This window comes from Bacillus sp. AL-1R, assembly GCF_052180195.1.
In the GTDB taxonomy this organism is placed as follows: Bacteria; Bacillota; Bacilli; order Bacillales; family Bacillaceae_G; genus Gottfriedia.
On sequence record NZ_CP197469.1, the window covers coordinates 4,208,266 to 4,227,044 of the forward strand.

General features: G+C 38.4%; 11 protein-coding genes, 14 tRNA genes and 3 rRNA genes. 3 read left to right on the forward strand and 25 right to left on the reverse strand.

From position 1 onward, the window contains the following. Positions 1-52 precede the first annotated feature (52 nt). Complete coding sequence (gene groES / locus ACSBO6_RS19965) at positions 53-337, reverse strand: co-chaperone GroES (RefSeq protein ID WP_025672094.1); 285 nt, start codon at positions 335-337, stop codon at positions 53-55. Between the two features lie 275 nt (positions 338-612). Here groES and ACSBO6_RS19970 point away from each other — a divergent pair, with 275 nt between their 5' ends. Beyond that, positions 613-1,284: a CPBP family intramembrane glutamic endopeptidase gene (locus tag ACSBO6_RS19970; protein WP_098846327.1), complete on the forward strand. Its 672-nt coding sequence runs from the start codon at positions 613-615 to the stop codon at positions 1,282-1,284. A 39-nt stretch (positions 1,285-1,323) separates the two neighbouring features. Here the strand turns inward: ACSBO6_RS19970 and ACSBO6_RS19975 are convergent, their stop codons facing one another. Continuing rightward, the gene (locus ACSBO6_RS19975) at positions 1,324-1,950 is read right to left on the reverse strand and encodes a redox-sensing transcriptional repressor Rex (RefSeq protein ID WP_098846328.1); all 627 of its coding nucleotides are present in this window, start codon (positions 1,948-1,950) and stop codon (positions 1,324-1,326) included. Positions 1,951-2,111: 161 nt separating this feature from the next. On the opposite strand from ACSBO6_RS19975, the gene ACSBO6_RS19980 reads away from it, so the two are divergent. Further along, a complete protein-coding gene (locus ACSBO6_RS19980) occupies positions 2,112-4,037 on the forward strand; it encodes an ABC-F family ATP-binding cassette domain-containing protein (RefSeq protein ID WP_498843930.1) in 1,926 nt (641 codons plus the stop codon). A gap of 217 nt (positions 4,038-4,254) precedes the next feature. Here ACSBO6_RS19980 and tsaD read toward each other — a convergent pair whose 3' ends face one another. The 12 genes from tsaD to ACSBO6_RS20040 all read right to left on the reverse strand — a co-directional run bounded on the left by tsaD (position 4,255) and on the right by ACSBO6_RS20040 (position 13,027). Next, positions 4,255-5,277, reverse strand: coding sequence for a tRNA (adenosine(37)-N6)-threonylcarbamoyltransferase complex transferase subunit TsaD (tsaD, locus tag ACSBO6_RS19985; RefSeq protein ID WP_483295190.1), 1,023 nt, complete (start codon positions 5,275-5,277; stop codon positions 4,255-4,257). Continuing rightward, positions 5,274-5,726, reverse strand: coding sequence for a ribosomal protein S18-alanine N-acetyltransferase (gene rimI / locus ACSBO6_RS19990; protein ID WP_098846331.1), 453 nt, complete (start codon positions 5,724-5,726; stop codon positions 5,274-5,276). Before rimI ends, tsaD begins: the two co-directional genes overlap by 4 nt. Positions 5,727-5,735: 9 nt before the next feature. Next, on the reverse strand, positions 5,736-6,428 hold the full coding sequence (tsaB, locus tag ACSBO6_RS19995) for a tRNA (adenosine(37)-N6)-threonylcarbamoyltransferase complex dimerization subunit type 1 TsaB (protein ID WP_098846332.1): 693 nt from the start codon (positions 6,426-6,428) through the stop codon (positions 5,736-5,738). Beyond that, positions 6,409-6,876 carry a tRNA (adenosine(37)-N6)-threonylcarbamoyltransferase complex ATPase subunit type 1 TsaE gene (gene tsaE, locus ACSBO6_RS20000; protein ID WP_098846333.1) on the reverse strand — a complete coding sequence of 156 codons (468 nt, stop codon included), beginning with the start codon at positions 6,874-6,876 and terminating at the stop codon, positions 6,409-6,411. Before tsaE ends, tsaB begins: the two co-directional genes overlap by 20 nt. 397 nt (positions 6,877-7,273) lie before the next feature. Beyond that, a tRNA-Asp gene (locus tag ACSBO6_RS20005) sits at positions 7,274-7,349 on the reverse strand. Between the two features lie 4 nt (positions 7,350-7,353). Continuing rightward, positions 7,354-7,430, reverse strand: a tRNA-Met gene (locus ACSBO6_RS20010). Positions 7,431-7,893: 463 nt separating this feature from the next. Then, positions 7,894-8,009: ribosomal RNA gene (gene rrf, locus ACSBO6_RS20015) — 5S ribosomal RNA — on the reverse strand. Positions 8,010-8,067: 58 nt separating this feature from the next. Then, positions 8,068-11,005, reverse strand: a 23S ribosomal RNA gene (locus ACSBO6_RS20020). A 153-nt stretch (positions 11,006-11,158) separates the two neighbouring features. After that, a 16S ribosomal RNA gene (locus tag ACSBO6_RS20025) occupies positions 11,159-12,708 on the reverse strand. The 16S, 23S and 5S rRNA genes sit together here with 5 tRNA genes alongside, the layout of an rRNA operon. An 82-nt stretch (positions 12,709-12,790) precedes the next feature. Next, positions 12,791-12,864: transfer RNA gene (locus ACSBO6_RS20030), tRNA-Gly, on the reverse strand. 4 nt (positions 12,865-12,868) lie between these two features. Then, positions 12,869-12,945: transfer RNA gene (locus ACSBO6_RS20035), tRNA-Pro, on the reverse strand. A gap of 5 nt (positions 12,946-12,950) precedes the next feature. Next, positions 12,951-13,027: transfer RNA gene (locus tag ACSBO6_RS20040), tRNA-Arg, on the reverse strand. Between the two features lie 548 nt (positions 13,028-13,575). Between ACSBO6_RS20040 and cls the strand changes: the two genes are divergently transcribed. Continuing rightward, positions 13,576-15,021: a cardiolipin synthase gene (gene cls / locus ACSBO6_RS20045; RefSeq protein ID WP_098847308.1), complete on the forward strand. Its 1,446-nt coding sequence runs from the start codon at positions 13,576-13,578 to the stop codon at positions 15,019-15,021. Between the two features lie 595 nt (positions 15,022-15,616). Here the strand turns inward: cls and ACSBO6_RS20050 are convergent. The 11 genes from ACSBO6_RS20050 to ACSBO6_RS20100 all read right to left on the reverse strand — a co-directional run bounded on the left by ACSBO6_RS20050 (position 15,617) and on the right by ACSBO6_RS20100 (position 18,489). After that, complete coding sequence (locus tag ACSBO6_RS20050; protein ID WP_098847310.1) at positions 15,617-16,069, reverse strand: helix-turn-helix domain-containing protein; 453 nt, start codon at positions 16,067-16,069, stop codon at positions 15,617-15,619. 231 nt (positions 16,070-16,300) lie between these two features. After that, positions 16,301-16,383: transfer RNA gene (locus ACSBO6_RS20055), tRNA-Leu, on the reverse strand. Positions 16,384-16,396: 13 nt separating this feature from the next. Next, positions 16,397-16,469: transfer RNA gene (locus ACSBO6_RS20060), tRNA-Lys, on the reverse strand. 563 nt (positions 16,470-17,032) lie between these two features. Beyond that, positions 17,033-17,107, reverse strand: a tRNA-Gln gene (locus ACSBO6_RS20065). 142 nt (positions 17,108-17,249) lie between these two features. Further along, positions 17,250-17,324 (reverse strand) — tRNA-Gln (locus ACSBO6_RS20070). 196 nt (positions 17,325-17,520) lie between these two features. Next, a tRNA-Asp gene (locus ACSBO6_RS20075) sits at positions 17,521-17,596 on the reverse strand. Between the two features lie 12 nt (positions 17,597-17,608). Beyond that, a tRNA-Val gene (locus ACSBO6_RS20080) sits at positions 17,609-17,684 on the reverse strand. Between the two features lie 10 nt (positions 17,685-17,694). Continuing rightward, positions 17,695-17,769 (reverse strand) — tRNA-Glu (locus ACSBO6_RS20085). 10 nt (positions 17,770-17,779) lie between these two features. Next, positions 17,780-17,870, reverse strand: a tRNA-Ser gene (locus ACSBO6_RS20090). Positions 17,871-17,877: 7 nt separating this feature from the next. Further along, positions 17,878-17,952, reverse strand: a tRNA-Asn gene (locus ACSBO6_RS20095). An 84-nt stretch (positions 17,953-18,036) separates the two neighbouring features. Beyond that, positions 18,037-18,489, reverse strand: coding sequence for a SprT family protein (locus ACSBO6_RS20100; RefSeq protein ID WP_498843931.1), 453 nt, complete (start codon positions 18,487-18,489; stop codon positions 18,037-18,039). Between the last annotated feature and the right edge of the window lie 290 nt (positions 18,490-18,779).

The following is an 18,779-nucleotide window of genomic DNA, read 5'->3' on the forward strand; positions in this document are numbered from 1 at the left end:
GACCTCCTTATAATTTAAAAGATATATTTTTTAATTTAAGTATTTTATTTTATTAACCTATAATTGCAAGAATATCGTTTTCGCGAAGTACTAAGTATTCAGTACCGCCGTACTTAACTTCTGTTCCTGAATATTTAGAGAAGATAATGCGGTCACCTACAGATACTTCTAAAGCAACGCGCTCACCATTTTCAAGTACTCGACCAGTACCTACTGCAACAACTTTGCCTTCTTGTGGCTTTTCTTGTGCACTACCTGGTAACACGATACCACTAGCAGTTTTTTCTTCAGACTCAACAAGCTCAATTACAACACGATCACCTAATGGCTTTAACATGCGTAATACCTCCTCAATAATCAAATCATTATTTTTTTAGCACTCATGTGTATTGAGTGCTAACACAATTAATAGTTTAAATAATATTAAAAAATTTTGCAAGCCCGAAGCAGGCACTTTTCTTGTCGAAATTTAATAAGTTTTATTTATCAACTATCAAAAGTAAAATAAAAAGTGAAAATTTCTTTTAAGAAACATAAGAAACGAGTAAAATATGTACGTGTTGTTATAAACCTTTTTGTTATGAAAAATATCAACACAAAGGAGCTATTGTATTGAAAACTAGAGATTTATGGATTTTATTAACGTACGTCGTTCTTCAATATTCAGCGGTATTCGGAGTTCCCTTTTTATTAAAAAGTAACTTATACGTTGGAGTGGATCGGAAAACAGCTTCTCTTGAAGCGGTGGCATTATGGGGTTGTATTAGTTTCGTAACTGGATTAATTATTATACTTCTCTTATTACACAAGCCCATTTATGAAGGAATAAAGAGTTTTAAAACTAATTATCGTACAATAATAAATTGGGTTATTTTAGGTTACTTCATAACAATGCTAACTCAAATTGTTTGTAATTTAATTTTAATTTATGTACTTGATTTACATAAGGGCTCAGAAAATACTCAAAATATCATAAACATCGCTAAGCTTAATCCAGCTTTTATTGTCATACCAAGTCTAGTTGCACCAATTTTAGAAGAAGTTATTTTTCGTGGAATTATTTTTAAAAGGCTTTATAATCGTTTACCATTTATTATTTCTGCTGGGATTAGTTCAGCGATCTTTTCACTTATGCATGGAGACTTACCCTTCTTTTTGTCATACTTTCTAATTGGTTTTGTATTTTGTTACCTGTATAAACGAACAAACTCAATTTTGGTTCCAATCTTAACACATATGTTAATGAACTCTTTTGTTGTTTTTCAGCAGATTAATTTACATTAAAAAACCCCCAAGAGGGGGTTTTTTATATATCCAGTAATTTTATTGTTGTAAAAAATATGCCAATGTTTGCAGTTCAACTGCTAAGTCTATATGATGAATGCGAATATGTTCTGGTACACTAATTCGTGCAGGTGTGAAATTTAAAATTCCTCTAATATTTTTTCCATTTAATCGATCAGCTATTGATTGTGCCACTGGTGCAGGAACAGTTAAAATAACGATTTGAATATCTTCATTCATAACTTCTTCTAGATTTTCTAAATTATAAACAGGTACTCCACCTATTTCAGTACCAATTTTATTTGGATCAATATCAAATGCCATCTCAATTTTTGTATTATTATTTTTTATAAAATTATAGTGTAAAAATGCAGTTCCTAAATTACCAACACCAATTAATGCAACTTTCATAACTTCATGCTGGTTAAGCGCTTTCGAGAAAAAAGTTAATAAGTAATTTACATTATATCCATAACCTTTTTTACCTAGTGCCCCAAAATAAGAAAAATCTCTTCTGATTGTAGCGGAATCTACCTTTACTGCTTCACTTAACTCTGCTGAAGAAACTCTTTGTTTACCTGATAAAGACAAATTCTTTATAAAACGGTAATATAAAGGTAGACGTTTAGCAGTAGCTTGTGGAATTTTAATTTGTTCCGAATCCATTTTTTAATCCCCCACTTACTGTAATTCTTTTTACTATGGTGTGTAATTTGACCTTATTTTAGTAATAAAGTACTTGTTCTAATGTAAAATATACACTATATTTAAGAATTTTGACAGTCTACAGTTACATAGATAAAAAATTTTGCAATGAGGTGTTATCAATGATTCTTTTACAAGTAAATAATGTCTCAAAGTATTTTGGTAGTGACATTATACTTTCAAATATAAAATTAGAAGTTCAAACGAGTGATCGAGTTGCCATTGTTGGACGTAATGGTGCTGGAAAATCTACATTATTGAAAATCATAGCAGGTGAAATATCCTATGATGGCGGCGAAATAAATAAGCCTAAAGACGTTACTGTAGGATACCTAGCCCAAAACACTGGTTTACAGAGTGATAAAACGATTTGGGAAGAATATTATTCTGTATTCAATCATTTAGTAGAAATGCAAGATAATATGAGAAAACTAGAAGTTAAAATGACTAAGGAGGAAGTCTACTCTAATCAATCCGTTTATGACAAGGTTATGAATGAATATGATCATCTACAATATACATTTAAAGAAAACGGCGGTTACCAGTTTGAAGCAGATATTCGTTCAATCATTAGTGGTTTAGGTTTTAGTAATGAAGATTATGAAACAAAAATCTCTTCATTAAGCGGTGGACAAAAGACACGCCTAGCATTAGGTAAGCTATTACTGACAAAGCCAGACTTGTTAATCTTGGATGAGCCTACGAACCATTTAGATATTGAGACCCTTAGTTGGTTAGAGCGCTACTTACAGTCATATCCTGGCGCAGTATTAATCGTTTCCCATGATCGATATTTCCTTGATCAAGTTGTTAATATTGTTTATGAAATATCTAATCATAAGCATCAACGATTTGTTGGTAATTATAGTAAGTACCTTGATTTAAAGGCAGCTCAATATGAACAAGAATTAAAACAGTTCGAAAAACAACAAGATGAAATCTCTAAACTTGAGGATTTTGTGCAGCGTAATATTGCTCGTGCCTCAACTACAAAAAGAGCTCAAAGTCGTAGGAAACAATTAGATCGAATGGTTCGATTAGACAAGCCACTAGGAGACGAGTCTTCAGCTAATTTCTCATTCACAATTGAAAAACAAAGCGGCAATGATGTGTTGTCTGTACAAGATTTATTTATTGGTTATGAGCGTATCCCAACAATCAATCAGCCGATGAGATTCGTACTGAATCGAGGCGATAGTGTCGCATTAGTCGGTCCAAATGGTGTTGGTAAATCAACATTACTTAAAACGATTATTGGAGATTTAGAAAAATTACAAGGAACGATTGATTTTGGTGCAAATGTTACGGTTGGTTACTATGACCAGGAGCAAGCAAAACTAACTTCTAATAAGAGAGTATTAGACGAACTTTGGGATGATTATCCGTTAAAGGCCGAACAAGAAATTCGAACAATATTAGGGAATTTCTTATTTTCTGGTGATGACGTGACAAAAATCGTTAACACTTTAAGTGGTGGAGAAAAGGCAAGATTAGCTTTAGCAAAACTTATGATGAAAAAAGCTAATTTCCTAATCCTAGATGAGCCTACTAACCACTTAGATTTAGATAGTAAAGAAGTATTAGAAAATGCTTTATTAGATTACCCTGGAACAATTTTATTTGTTTCTCATGATCGTTACTTTATGAACAGATTATCCACAAAAACTTTTGAACTAGCAAAAACAGGATTATCAATTTATTTGGGTGATTATGACTATTACCAATTTAAGAAAAACGAAGCATTTGAAAAAGAACAAGCAGAAAAAGAGGCTACATTAGCACAAGTTAAACAATCCTCGCAACCAATTTCTGATTATCAACAAGACAAAGAATTGAAGAAAAAACTCCGTCAAACTCAGCGTCGTATAGAGGAAATTGAAAGTAATATATCGCAAATTGAGCTTGATATAGAGACGATCGAACTAGAATTATGTAAGCCAGAAGTCTACGGTGATTTTCAATTAGTACAGGAATTAACAACTAAGAAAAATGACTACGAAGCTAAGTTAATAGTCCTAATGGAAGAATGGGAGAACTTACAAGAATAATGATTAAACGGATAAGCCTTTTTGCTATCCGTTTTTTCTTATCTACATATTTATCCACATATATTCAATTGTAATTTAGCTTTTACACAGGTTTATACACATTATCCACAGAGAACCAATAATGTTATTCACAGTTTTGTACACATAGTTTAATAAGTTCTTAACAAATAAAAAGTACTTATCCACATTTTATAAAAAAATTGTGAATAAGTACTTCTTACATATTCTCTAAATCCAAACCTGGATTACCGTTTAATGCCAAATTACCTAGTTTCCCTTGTTTTAAACGGATAAATGCAGCAGCGCCAATCATCGCGGCATTATCAGTACAAAGTGATAGAGGTGGTATAACTAATTCAATATTACTCAAGGCATCCATCTCTTCTTGTAATGTAGCCCTTAACCCTTTATTAGCTGCCACTCCTCCAGCTAATAATACTTGTTTTACGTTATATTCTTTAGCAGCTTGAATTGTTTTAGAAACAATTACTTCAATTACACTTTCTTGGAAGCTTGCTGCGACATCAGCAGGTGATACTTCCACGCCCCTTTGCTCGGCATTATGCATATAATTAATGACTGCTGACTTTAATCCACTGAAACTAAAATCATAGCTACCCTCTTCTAACCATGCTCTAGGAAATGGAATTGTTGCAGATCCTTCCTGTGCTAGACGATCAATGTGAGGGCCACCTGGATAAGGTAATTTAAGCGTTCTAGCAACTTTATCATAAGCTTCCCCTGCTGCATCATCCCTTGTTTCACCTATAACTTCAAACATGCCATCTTCCTTCATGTAGACAAGCTCTGTATGTCCTCCAGATACTACTAAGGCTAACAATGGATACTGCAGAGGCTGTACTAGTTGATTAGCGTAAATATGACCCGCAATATGATGAACTCCAATAAGCGGTAATCCATGTGCAAATGCAATTGCTTTTGCCGCATTAACCCCAATTAGTAACGCTCCTACTAGCCCTGGACCTTCTGTAACAGCAACGGCAGCCAGATCTTCATATTCTACTTGTGCTTGCTTCATTGCTTCTTCTATTACCAAAGTTATTTGCTCAACATGTAATCGTGATGCAACTTCAGGTACTACTCCTCCAAAACGTTTATGAATATCGATCTGAGTAGCTACTACATTACTTAGAATTTCATTTCCATTTTTAACAACTGCTGCGGAAGTTTCATCGCAGCTCGTCTCAATAGCAAGAATTAAACAATTTTCATTTATCATTTCAATTTCACCCACATAACTAATGCATCCTCAAAATTATCTGTATAATAGCTTTTTCGAATACCACCATCTTGGAATCCCAGCTTTCGATACAGTCCTTTTGCTACATGATTTGATACCCTAACTTCCAATGTCAATGTTTCAGCTCCAAGATTTTTAGCAGTTTCCATTACTGAGCGAAGTAACTTTTCGCCAAGACCTACTCCTCTATAATCTGGCAAAATAGCTATATTCGTAATATGCCCTTCGTCAATGACAACCCATAATCCGCAATAACCAATCAGTTTCTCATCAACTTCAGCCACTATATAATTGGCAAATTGATTCGAATATAATTCATTATAAAAAGCCTCATATGTCCATGGAGTAGGGAATGATTGTTTTTCAATTTCTACTATTTGATCTAAATCTTCTTCTTTCATTTTACGAAAAGCAACCGATGAGATCATAATATCCTCCTACTTTTCTTGACTTGCTAGCCAATTAGCTTCTGCTTCTGATAATCTTAAATATTCTGGTGCAAAACTATGAACTGATTCTTCTTTTTCTTCTAAGCTACATGTAAACAGCTCACTAGGTCTCTGGTTATTCAAACTTTCTTTTGCAAAGACAGCTTTATCTTTTAAATGTTCAATAATAAATTCTTTATGAATTGATACATCATTACCAATAAATAATATTTGTTCATTATATGATTTAAGTTTTTCAATCCAAATACTACGGTCAATATTGCAGTCTTCTAATACCTCATTAGCAATTTGCCCATTAAAATCATAAAGACCTGTAAATAACAAATTACGTCTTGCGTCAAATATAGGACAAACTAAGCCATTAAAATATCGCCCATTCGCAGCCAATACCTTCAAACTGGATACTCCGATAATTGGAATATTTAAAGTGAAAGCTAATGATTTAGCCACAGTGACACCAATACGTACACCTGTATAAGAGCCAGGGCCTTTTGCAACTACTATTTTAGATAATTCCTTTGGTTTTATATTGCATTCTTCCATTAAACTACTAATTGCTGGCATTAATCGTACAGAATGGTTTTTATTAATAAATGTTATTGTTTCTCCAATAACAGATTGATCTTTTATTAGACTAATCCCCATAACATTTGTAGATGTATCAATTGCTAAAACGGTCATTGTTTATTAACTCCTTACAAATAAATTCATACCTAGATCCATTTGGAATAAAAGTAATCATTCTACCATTTTCTTCATGAGTTATTATGATTTTTAAGAATTCATTTGGTAAGTAATCCGAAATTAAATGAGCCCATTCTACAACACAAACACCTTCACCCATAAAATACTCATCAAAGCCTAAATCTTCACTACTACCTTCTAAACGATAAACATCCATATGATAAAGAGGTATTCTACCTTTATATTCTTTAATAATATTAAAAGTTGGGCTATTAACCGTCCTTTTTACATCAAGACCTTTAGCAAAGCCTTTTGTAAAGGTAGTCTTTCCTGCACCTAGATCTCCTTCTAATAAGATTACATCCTTTTGTTGCACTATTTTTCCCAGAAAAAATGCAATTTCTTGAGTTTCTTCCTCAGTATTTGTATGTAAAACAATCTCCAATTACTTCACCACCAAAATTCTAACTCGTCTATTTCTAACTTTGCCATATTATATCATTTCAAAACATTAAGCGGATGTCAAACAGTAATATTCTTTTGAATAGTTTAAATAAAGTATAGAAATTTACCATAAGTTGCATTCATCAATTTTGTTACTTCTACCTTTTTTTGCAGACCTTAATCAGTGTCTTCTAATCACATAGATTCTTCTTAATCTCTATTTTCTACGATTCCCATTTATGGTTTCAGTTGAGCAGACTTTTGCTTGTGCCGGCCTGTTTTAAACAGTTATCGATAAAAGTAATAGTCTTACAAATAAGGCTGATTATATATTACTCATTTCCAATATAATAAAAAAAACGAAACAATTTTTTGTTTCGTTTTAAGAATCGTATGTATGGCGGTCCCGACCGGGATCGAACCGGCGATCTCCTGCGTGACAGGCAGGCATGTTAACCGCTACACCACGGGACCATTTTGGTTGCGGGGACAGGATTTGAACCTGCGACCTTCGGGTTATGAGCCCGACGAGCTACCAGACTGCTCCACCCCGCGATAATGTGGATACTATTAATAAGATCCATGAAAGTTAATGTTATTATGACCATCCCAATCTCAGGATGTTTATGCAAGTAGCGGCTCGATTGGTATGCTGATGTTATTTCTTCGAAGCATATTCGTTCGTGCTCCACCCCGCGATAATGTGGATACTATTAATATAGTTCCATGAAAGTTAATGTGTTATGACCATCCCAATCTCAGGATGTTTATGCAAGTAGCGGCTCGATTGGTATGCTGAAGCTATTTCTTCGAAGCATATTCGTTCGTGCTCCACCCCGCGATAATGTGGATACTATTTATAAGATCCATGAAAGTTAATGTTATTATGACCATCCCAATCTCAGGATGTTTATGCAAGTAGCGGCTCGATTGGTATGCTGAAGTTATTTCTTCGAAGCATATTCGTTCGTGCTCCACCCCGCGATAATAAAAAGATTTATATCTATAAAAAATCCAAACCAGGCGACGTTCTACTCTCACAGGGGGAAACCCCCAACTACCATCGACGCTGAAGAGCTTAACTGCCGTGTTCGGTATGGGAACGGGTGTGACCTCTTCGCAATAATCACCTGATTTGTATTTGAGTTGTACTTCGTACCCTCAAAACTAGATAATGTCATTATCAAACTTGTTAGTTAAGTCCTCGACCGATTAGTATCAGTCAGCTCCACGTGTCACCACGCTTCCACCTCTGACCTATCAACCTGATCGTCTCTCAGGGGTCTTACTAGCTTAACGCTATGGGAAATCTCATCTTGAGGGGGGCTTCATGCTTAGATGCTTTCAGCACTTATCCCTTCCACACATAGCTACCCAGCCATGCTCTTGGCAGAACAACTGGTACACCAGCGGTGTGTCCATCCCGGTCCTCTCGTACTAAGGACAGCTCCTCTCAAATTTCCTGCGCCCACGACGGATAGGGACCGAACTGTCTCACGACGTTCTGAACCCAGCTCGCGTACCGCTTTAATGGGCGAACAGCCCAACCCTTGGGACCGACTACAGCCCCAGGATGCGATGAGCCGACATCGAGGTGCCAAACCTCCCCGTCGATGTGGACTCTTGGGGGAGATAAGCCTGTTATCCCCGGGGTAGCTTTTATCCGTTGAGCGATGGCCCTTCCATGCGGAACCACCGGATCACTAAGCCCGACTTTCGTCCCTGCTCGACTTGTAGGTCTCGCAGTCAAGCTCCCTTATGCCTTTACACTCTTCGAATGATTTCCAACCATTCTGAGGGAACCTTTGGGCGCCTCCGTTACTCTTTAGGAGGCGACCGCCCCAGTCAAACTGCCCACCTGACACTGTCTCCGAGCCGGATCACGGCTCTAGGTTAGAATTTCAATACAGCCAGGGTAGTATCCCACCGACGCCTCCACCGAAGCTAGCGCTCCGGCTTCTCAGGCTCCTACCTATCCTGTACAAGCTGTACCAAAATTCAATATCAAGCTGCAGTAAAGCTCCACGGGGTCTTTCCGTCCTGTCGCGGGTAACCTGCATCTTCACAGGTACTATAATTTCACCGAGTCTATGGTTGAGACAGTGCCCAAATCGTTACGCCTTTCGTGCGGGTCGGAACTTACCCGACAAGGAATTTCGCTACCTTAGGACCGTTATAGTTACGGCCGCCGTTTACTGGGGCTTCAATTCAGAGCTTCTCCCGTAAGGGATAACCCCTCCTCTTAACCTTCCAGCACCGGGCAGGCGTCAGCCCCTATACTTCGCCTTGCGGCTTCGCAGAGACCTGTGTTTTTGCTAAACAGTCGCTTGGGCCTTTTCACTGCGGCTCTCCCGGGCATACACCCAAAAGAGCACCCCTTCTCCCGAAGTTACGGGGTCATTTTGCCGAGTTCCTTAACCATAGTTCTCTCGCTCACCTTAGGATTCTCTCCTCGCCTACCTGTGTCGGTTTGCGGTACAGGCACCTATTTCCTCGCTAGAAGCTTTTCTTGGCAGCGTAGAATCAGGAACTTCGGTACTATATTTCCCTCGCCATCACAACTCAGCCTTACGATGTGCGGATTTGCCTACACATCAGCCTAATTGCTTGGACGCGCATATCCAGCAGCGCGCTTACCCTATCTTTCTGCGTCCCTCCATCGCTCAAACGGAAATGAGGTGGTACAGGAATATCAACCTGTTGTCCATCGCCTACGCCTGTCGGCCTCGGCTTAGGTCCTGACTAACCCTGGGAGGACGAGCCTTCCCCAGGAAACCTTAGGCATACGGTGGACGGGATTCTCACCCGTCTTTCGCTACTCATACCGGCATTCTCACTTCTAAGCGCTCCACCAGTCCTTACGATCTAGCTTCAACGCCCTTAGAACGCTCCCCTACCACTGATACCATATGGTATCAATCCGCAGCTTCGGTGATACGTTTAGCCCCGTTACATTTTCGGCGCAGAGTCACTCGACCAGTGAGCTATTACGCACTCTTTAAATGGTGGCTGCTTCTAAGCCAACATCCTGGTTGTCTAAGCAACTCCACATCCTTTTCCACTTAACGTATACTTTGGGACCTTAGCTGGCGGTCTGGGCTGTTTCCCTCTTGACCACGGATCTTATCACTCGTAGTCTGACTCCTATGGATAAGTCATTGGCATTCGGAGTTTGACTGAATTCGGTAACCCGTTGGGGGCCCCTAGTCCAATCAGTGCTCTACCTCCAAGACTCTAACACATAAGGCTAGCCCTAAAGCTATTTCGGGGAGAACCAGCTATCTCCGAGTTCGATTGGAATTTCTCCGCTACCCACACCTCATCCCCGCACTTTTCAACGTGCGTGGGTTCGGACCTCCATTCAGTGTTACCTGAACTTCATCCTGGACATGGGTAGATCACTCGGTTTCGGGTCTACGACCACGTACTAAATCGCCCTATTCAGACTCGCTTTCGCTGCGGCTCCGTCTCTTCAACTTAACCTTGCACGGGATCGTAACTCGCCGGTTCATTCTACAAAAGGCACGCCATCACTCGTTAACGAGCTCTGACTATTTGTAAGCACACGGTTTCAGGTTCTCTTTCACTCCCCTTCCGGGGTGCTTTTCACCTTTCCCTCACGGTACTGGTTCACTATCGGTCACTAGGTAGTATTTAGCCTTGGGAGATGGTCCTCCCAGATTCCGACGGAATTTCACGTGTTCCGCCGTACTCAGGATCCACTCAAGAGGGAACGAGGTTTCAACTACAGGGTTTTTACCTTCTTCGACGGACCTTTCCAGGTCGCTTCATTTACCCCGTTCCTTTGTAACTCCGTATAGAGTGTCCTACAACCCCAAGAGGCAAGCCTCTTGGTTTGGGCTATCTTCCTTTTCGCTCGCCGCTACTTGGGAAATCGCTATTGCTTTCTATTCCTCCAGGTACTTAGATGTTTCAGTTCCCTGGGTCTGTCCTCAGTACCCTATGTATTCAGGTAAAGATACTACTCCATTACGAGTAGTGGGTTCCCCCATTCGGAAATCTCCGGATCAAAGCTTACTTACAGCTCCCCGAAGCATATCGGTGTTAGTCCCGTCCTTCATCGACTCCTAGTGCCAAGGCATCCACCGTGCGCCCTTTCTAACTTAACTAATTTTAAAACTAATTGAATTAAACTTACGCAGTTTAATGAATGACATTATCTAGTTTTCAAGGTACAAATGTTGAGAGTGAACTCTCAAAACTAAACAAAACAATGAAGAAACATTTCATACATGAACCGTCGGTTCATGATGTCTCCATAGAAAGGAGGTGATCCAGCCGCACCTTCCGATACGGCTACCTTGTTACGACTTCACCCCAATCATCTGTCCCACCTTAGGCGGCTGGCCCCTAAAAGGTTACCCCACCGACTTCGGGTGTTACAAACTCTCGTGGTGTGACGGGCGGTGTGTACAAGGCCCGGGAACGTATTCACCGCGGCATGCTGATCCGCGATTACTAGTGATTCCGGCTTCATGTAGGCGAGTTGCAGCCTACAATCCGAACTGAGAATAGTTTTATGGGATTAGCTCCACCTCGCGGTCTTGCAACCCTTTGTACTATCCATTGTAGCACGTGTGTAGCCCAGGTCATAAGGGGCATGATGATTTGACGTCATCCCCACCTTCCTCCGGTTTGTCACCGGCAGTCACCTTAGAGTGCCCAACTGAATGCTGGCAACTAAGATCAAGGGTTGCGCTCGTTGCGGGACTTAACCCAACATCTCACGACACGAGCTGACGACAACCATGCACCACCTGTCACTCTGTCCCCGAAGGGAAAGCCCTATCTCTAGGGTTGTCAGAGGATGTCAAGACCTGGTAAGGTTCTTCGCGTTGCTTCGAATTAAACCACATGCTCCACCACTTGTGCGGGCCCCCGTCAATTCCTTTGAGTTTCAGTCTTGCGACCGTACTCCCCAGGCGGAGTGCTTAATGCGTTAACTTCAGCACTAAAGGGCGGAAACCCTCTAACACTTAGCACTCATCGTTTACGGCGTGGACTACCAGGGTATCTAATCCTGTTTGCTCCCCACGCTTTCGCGCCTCAGCGTCAGTTACAGACCAGAAAGTCGCCTTCGCCACTGGTGTTCCTCCAAATCTCTACGCATTTCACCGCTACACTTGGAATTCCACTTTCCTCTTCTGCACTCAAGTTTCCCAGTTTCCAATGACCCTCCCCGGTTGAGCCGGGGGCTTTCACATCAGACTTAAGAAACCGCCTGCGCGCGCTTTACGCCCAATAATTCCGGACAACGCTTGCCACCTACGTATTACCGCGGCTGCTGGCACGTAGTTAGCCGTGGCTTTCTGGTTAGGTACCGTCAAGGTGCCAGCTTATTCAACTAGCACTTGTTCTTCCCTAACAACAGAGCTTTACGACCCGAAGGCCTTCATCGCTCACGCGGCGTTGCTCCGTCAGACTTTCGTCCATTGCGGAAGATTCCCTACTGCTGCCTCCCGTAGGAGTCTGGGCCGTGTCTCAGTCCCAGTGTGGCCGATCACCCTCTCAGGTCGGCTACGCATCGTCGCCTTGGTGAGCCGTTACCTCACCAACTAGCTAATGCGCCGCGGGCCCATCTGTAAGTGATAGCCAAGGCCATCTTTCAATCAAGGAACAGGAGTTCCTTGATGTCATCCGGTATTAGCTCCGGTTTCCCGAAGTTATCCCAGTCTTACAGGTAGGTTGCCCACGTGTTACTCACCCGTCCGCCGCTAACTAACGGGAGCAAGCTCCCATTAGTCCGCTCGACTTGCATGTATTAGGCACGCCGCCAGCGTTCGTCCTGAGCCAGGATCAAACTCTCCATAAAAGTTAAGTTTAAATCTTGTATTGCTCAAAAAACTAATAATTGACGTTTACTTCATGTTTTGTTTAGTTTTCAAAGTTCATAATGGAGCGGGTGATGGGAATCGAACCCACGACCGAAGCTTGGAAGGCTTCTATTTTACCATTAAACTACACCCGCGAAATGGTCGGGAAGACAGGATTTGAACCTGCGACCCCCTGGTCCCAAACCAGGTGCTCTACCAAGCTGAGCCACTTCCCGTAATATGGCGCGCCCGAAAGGACTCGAACCCATAACCTTTTGATCCGTAGTCAAACGCTCTATCCAATTGAGCTACGGGCGCATATTATAAAGTGTGTCGTCTTCGTTAGCGACTTTTACAGTTTACAACATCTGACTGTTCATGTCAACACTTTTTTTAAAAAGTTTTTTTAACTTTAAAAGCTTACTACGATAAGCTTTCGTTGACTTCGTTAACTTGTCCGACTCGACTTAAACTATATTAAAGTATCCAACAACTAATGTCAACACTTTAAAATAAAAAATTTACGAATTTGTATACTTATTTGATCTACCTCGACTTAAAGTCCTTTTTTCAAGTTATTAAAGTACTTTTAATCAATACATATTTATCATTTCCGACATAGTACTACGAAACACTAACTGAATTACTTTGGTACAATTTAAGTACATACCCCAATTATACAGAGTATCTCCTTTTTCTATATAATAAGAAAATCTATTTTTCATATCTGATATGTAACGAGATTGAATTTGTATATGAAGTGTTTTCGAATACTTTTTTCTTTTAAATAAAAAATATGAACGAAGAACATAAAAAAAGATAGTAAACTAATATAAGGTAATCTAACTTAATAGGAAGTGTGAAAAATGGATATTAATAATTTTCTTACAATCCTCCTTATCATCAATATACTTTTAGCAGGAGTACTTGTATTTATTGAAAAAAGAGATGTTGTTGCCACGTGGGCTTGGCTAATGATCTTACTTTTTATACCTATAGTGGGTTTTGTTCTATATTTATTTTTAGGTAGGCAGCTAAAACAAAAGAATTTCTACCATCTATCCACTAAAGAAAGAACTTATCTACAATTGGCAGTTACGGACCAGGCTAATAAAATTCATAATGATCAAATTTTTCATCAAGATGAGCTACTATCAAAGCATTCACATTTAATTATGATGAATTTAAAGTCAGCTAACGCTTTATTAACGACAGATAACGAAATCCGAACGTTTCGAGATGGTCACGAAAAATTTAATTCTCTATTTAAAGACATACAACTTGCCCAAAAAGAGATTAATATCGAGTACTATATCATCCAGCGTGATTCATTAGGAAAGAAACTAAGAGATGAACTTACAAAAAAAGCAAAAGAAGGTGTAAAAATACGAGTCCTGTATGATGACATTGGTTCCAAAAGAATTACCCCTTCCTTTTTCAAAGAACTTGTTAAACATGGTGGCGAGGTAGTAGCGTTCTTCCCTTCATTCCTAAGACTGATCAATTTTCGTTTAAATAATAGGAATCATAGAAAACTGTGTATTATTGATGGGAAAATTGCCTATATTGGAGGATTCAATATTGGAAATGAATATCTTGGTATTGATCAGAAATTTGGTTATTGGAGAGACACTCATTTTCGGATAATTGGAGAATCAGTTAATCAAATTCAAGGTAGATTTATTTTAGATTGGCAACAAGCCACTAATCAACCTGTACATAGTATAGAAGAATTCTCATTTAATAGTGAAAAGAATATTGGAAGTACCCCTATCCAAATAGTTGCAAGTGGACCAAATTCAGAAACAGAACATTTGAAAAATATGTACGTTAAATTAATTATGTCAGCTAAAAAATCTGTTTATATTCAAACACCGTATTTTATTCCTGATACAAGTATTATGGATGCGTGCAAAATCGCAATTTTATCTGGTATCGATGTAAGAATAATGATTCCAAGTAAACCTGATCACCCATTCGTGTATTGGGCAACTCTATCGTACGCTGGAGAACTTTTATCATATGGTGCAAAAATATTACTTTACGAGAATGGTTTTTTACACGCTAAAACAATCGTTGTGGATCATGAAGTAGCTTCAGTAGGAACTACTAATATCGATACTCGTAGTTTTAAATTAAATTTCGAAATAAACGCGATTACCTACTCAGAGGAAAAAGCTTCTGAATTACGAGATCTTTTTATACTTGATAGTAAACATTGTAGTGAGCTTACAATTGATAAATATCAAGAGAGATCAGTCATAATCAAGTTTAAAGAAGCTATCTCACGTCTTTTATCTCCAATATTGTAAAGAAGAAACATTACTTAACGGTAATGTTTTTTATTTTATCTTTATAGAAATCGAAAGGTGATACACAGTAAAAAAAATGAAAAAAGCAAATGAAATACTTAAAGAAGAAGCATATAACTTAATGTGACAGAAGAAATGAACTTAGTTTATGTTGTTACGACCTTTTTTTAAATCAAAAAATTTCTGTATTACAGTAATGCTTATAAATAATATAAGAAAATCCATTATAGGATAAAGTATGGTTTTGGGCACTAATTTGTTATAGAAATACAAAAATAGAACCGCCCATAATATAGTAGAATATTTTAATATGGTATTCATATATCCCCAGTTAGTAATATGGCTGTTTTACTTAAAACTCTCTTAATTAACTCGACTTTATTATTACAGCCCCTCCTTTTAATATTTAATCTAAGTATAACAAGGAAAAGCCCTTCATAATTGTTCTAATTTTGACTATTTTTTAACCATAAATAACAAAAAAAAGAAGCCAGCGATTGCCAACCCTAAAAAACTTCCTAATTTGAATTATGTAGTTTTTAGTTATCAAAAGTGAGTTTTTTCATATAAAAACTTATTCGTACTCAATCAATCATCACTGAGTGTATTTCTTTTTATAATAGTCCGATCCAACTCCACCAATTATCATCAATATCATCGGTATAAAATTTATAATGAAATGATTACCCTTTAAGATTGTAATATCCGCTCCCATAAATTTATTCAAAAGGAAAATAATCAATTTAGTCAGTAATAAAATAGCGCCAACTATAAAGATACAGTCAAAAGTTATTTTTAAATTCGGATTTGCTAACTGTTTACTATCTTGAATTATTTTTTCTTTTAATTCATCATCGCTTCTTAATAACTCATCAATGGTAATATCAAATAAATCACTTAATTTAATCAATACCTCAATACTTGGATAATTTTTTTCCGTTTCCCATTTGGAAACGGTCTGTCGACTTACATGAATCTTCTCTGCAAGGTCATTTTGTGACCATCCTCTTTTTTCACGTTCATCTTTTAATCGTTTACTAAAAATCATGAAATCACTTCCTTTCAGTAACTCAATTATTATTAATATACGATGTTATGTAAAGATAGTATTACGTGCATTAGGGTGCAACCTGAAGTTGCCATGTATAAATCATCATTAAATCACCATTTTTGCTATATAATAACCATTCTAATAATATTCAAACAAGAATTACTTAAATAGAAGAAAAACAAAAAAGACACCTTACAATTGTAAGATGCCTGATAAGTCATATTAAGATGCGGCCGAGAGGACTTGAACCTCCACGGAGAAACCTCCACTAGGCCCTCAACCTAGCGCGTCTGCCATTCCGCCACGACCGCGAATAAACAAAAGTGAGCCATGAAGGATTCGAACCTTCGACCCTCTGATTAAAAGTCAGATGCTCTACCTACTGAGCTAATGGCTCGTAATAATATAAATTTATAAAATATTGCGTATTCTATATGACGTCCTTGTCTCAGATAGAAAATTCAAGTAGCAGTTCGACAAGTACGCTGAAGTAATTGCTTCGTAGCATATTCGTTCGTGCTCTACCTACTGAGCTAATGGCTCGTAATAATACAAATTTATAAAATATTGCGTATTCTATATGACGTCCTTGTCTCAGATAGAAAATTCAAGTAGCAGTTCGACAAGTACGCTGAAGTAATTGCTTCGTAGCATATTCGTTCGTGCTCTACCTACTGAGCTAATGGCTCGTAATAATACAAATTTATAAAATATTGCGTATTCTATGTGACGTCCTTGTCTCAGATAGAAAATTCAAGTAGCAGTTCGACAAGTACGCTGAAGTAATTGCTTCGTAGCATATTCGTTCGTGCTCTACCTACTGAGCTAATGGCTCGTAATATAAAGATATTACAAGTATAACAAAATACCAAATATTTTAAAACCAACTTACTGTCTACACGATCGCGTCTAAGATAAAATAAAATCCCTTACCTTAAACATATTATTAAAAAACTAAAATGGCTGGGCTACCTGGATTCGAACCAGGGCATGACGGAATCAAAATCCGTTGCCTTACCGCTTGGCTATAGCCCATTGATATAACATCATGAATCAACTTCTCAGAATAACCTTCATGAAGTTGCACCACAGGATTTTTTTTATGTTGTACTGCCTCTACCTCTCGACTTTACTCCTCAAGATAAAAAACAATCAAACATCTCTACAAAAAACAAAATGGCTGGGCTACCTGGATTCGAACCAGGGCATGACGGAATCAAAATCCGTTGCCTTACCGCTTGGCTATAGCCCATTGATATAACATCATGAATCAACTTCTCAGAATAACCTTCATGAAGTTGCACCGCAGGATTTTTTTTATGTTGTATTGCTCCTTACCTCTCGAATTTTCCCCTCAAGATAAAAACAATCCGACAATCTAACTCCAAATCCACTCTTACTATTTTTCTCCAAATAAAGAAAAAAATACTACAATTTGTAGTAAATAGTGGCGGTCCCGACCGGGATCGAACCGGCGATCTCCTGCGTGACAGGCAGGCATGTTAACCGCTACACCACGGGACCATATGAAGTTAATGGTGGAGGATGACGGGCTCGAACCGCCGACCCCCTGCTTGTAAGGCAGGTGCTCTCCCAGCTGAGCTAATCCTCCAGGATAAAAATGGTGACCCGTACGGGACTCGAACCCGTGTTACCGCCGTGAAAGGGCGGTGTCTTAACCGCTTGACCAACGGGCCAAAAAAAATATGGCAGAGAAGAAGGGATTCGAACCCTCGCACCGCGTAAACGATCTACACCCTTAGCAGGGGCGCCCCTTGAGCCACTTGGGTACTTCTCTATTATAATGGCTCCGCAGGTAGGGTTCGAACCTACGACCACTCGGTTAACAGCCGAGTGCTCTACCACTGAGCTACTGCGGAAAAATTAATAATCTTTTCATCAAGTGCTAAAACGTGATGACAAGTATTAATATAAACTATATGCATATTAGATGTCAACACTATTTATAATTGTTTTAATGGACTTTTGCATAAACCACAAACATAGCGTTTAATGTCCACTTTTCTTTTTCTTAAGAAGGTTTGCCCACACCCTGAACATCTATATTTATACTTATATGAATGCGTTCTTTTTTTTATCGAATTTAGTGGTTTACAATACCTAGGAGCTCCTACTTTTTTTAATAGTTCTTTAAAATCTTTATCTTCGTGTTTGTATCCTCTCTTCATAATATGAAGATGATAATGACAAAGCTCGTGTAATATGATCCCTTTTAACTCTTCAATTCCGTGTTCTTCAAAATAAAACTTATTTAATTCGATATTACTTGTTTTTAATAGATACCTACCACCAGTTGTCCTCAATCTAGTATTGAAAGTAGCTTGGTGGAGAAATGGTCGATTGAAATATGTGATTGATAGTTCTTCAACCAGTTTTTGTATCTCCTCATTATCCATTTTATGATTCTCCATCCTTTTTTCTTCTTTATTATAACTGAACAACTCACATATTCTTGGGTATGTGCATACATTAAACTTACAAATGAGAATTTCAAAAGATCTTATTAGTACGATTTATGCTAAATAGGCTGCTCTTAGTAAATCTCTCTACAACGGCGTAATTTTTACTATCAAAATGAACAATACAGTTATCCTTTTTATACAATGTATCGGAAGGTTACCCCTCACTCATTTATTTCATCGCCCATCCTAAAAAAAGATGGGCGAAGATTTTTAAGTTGGAGGTT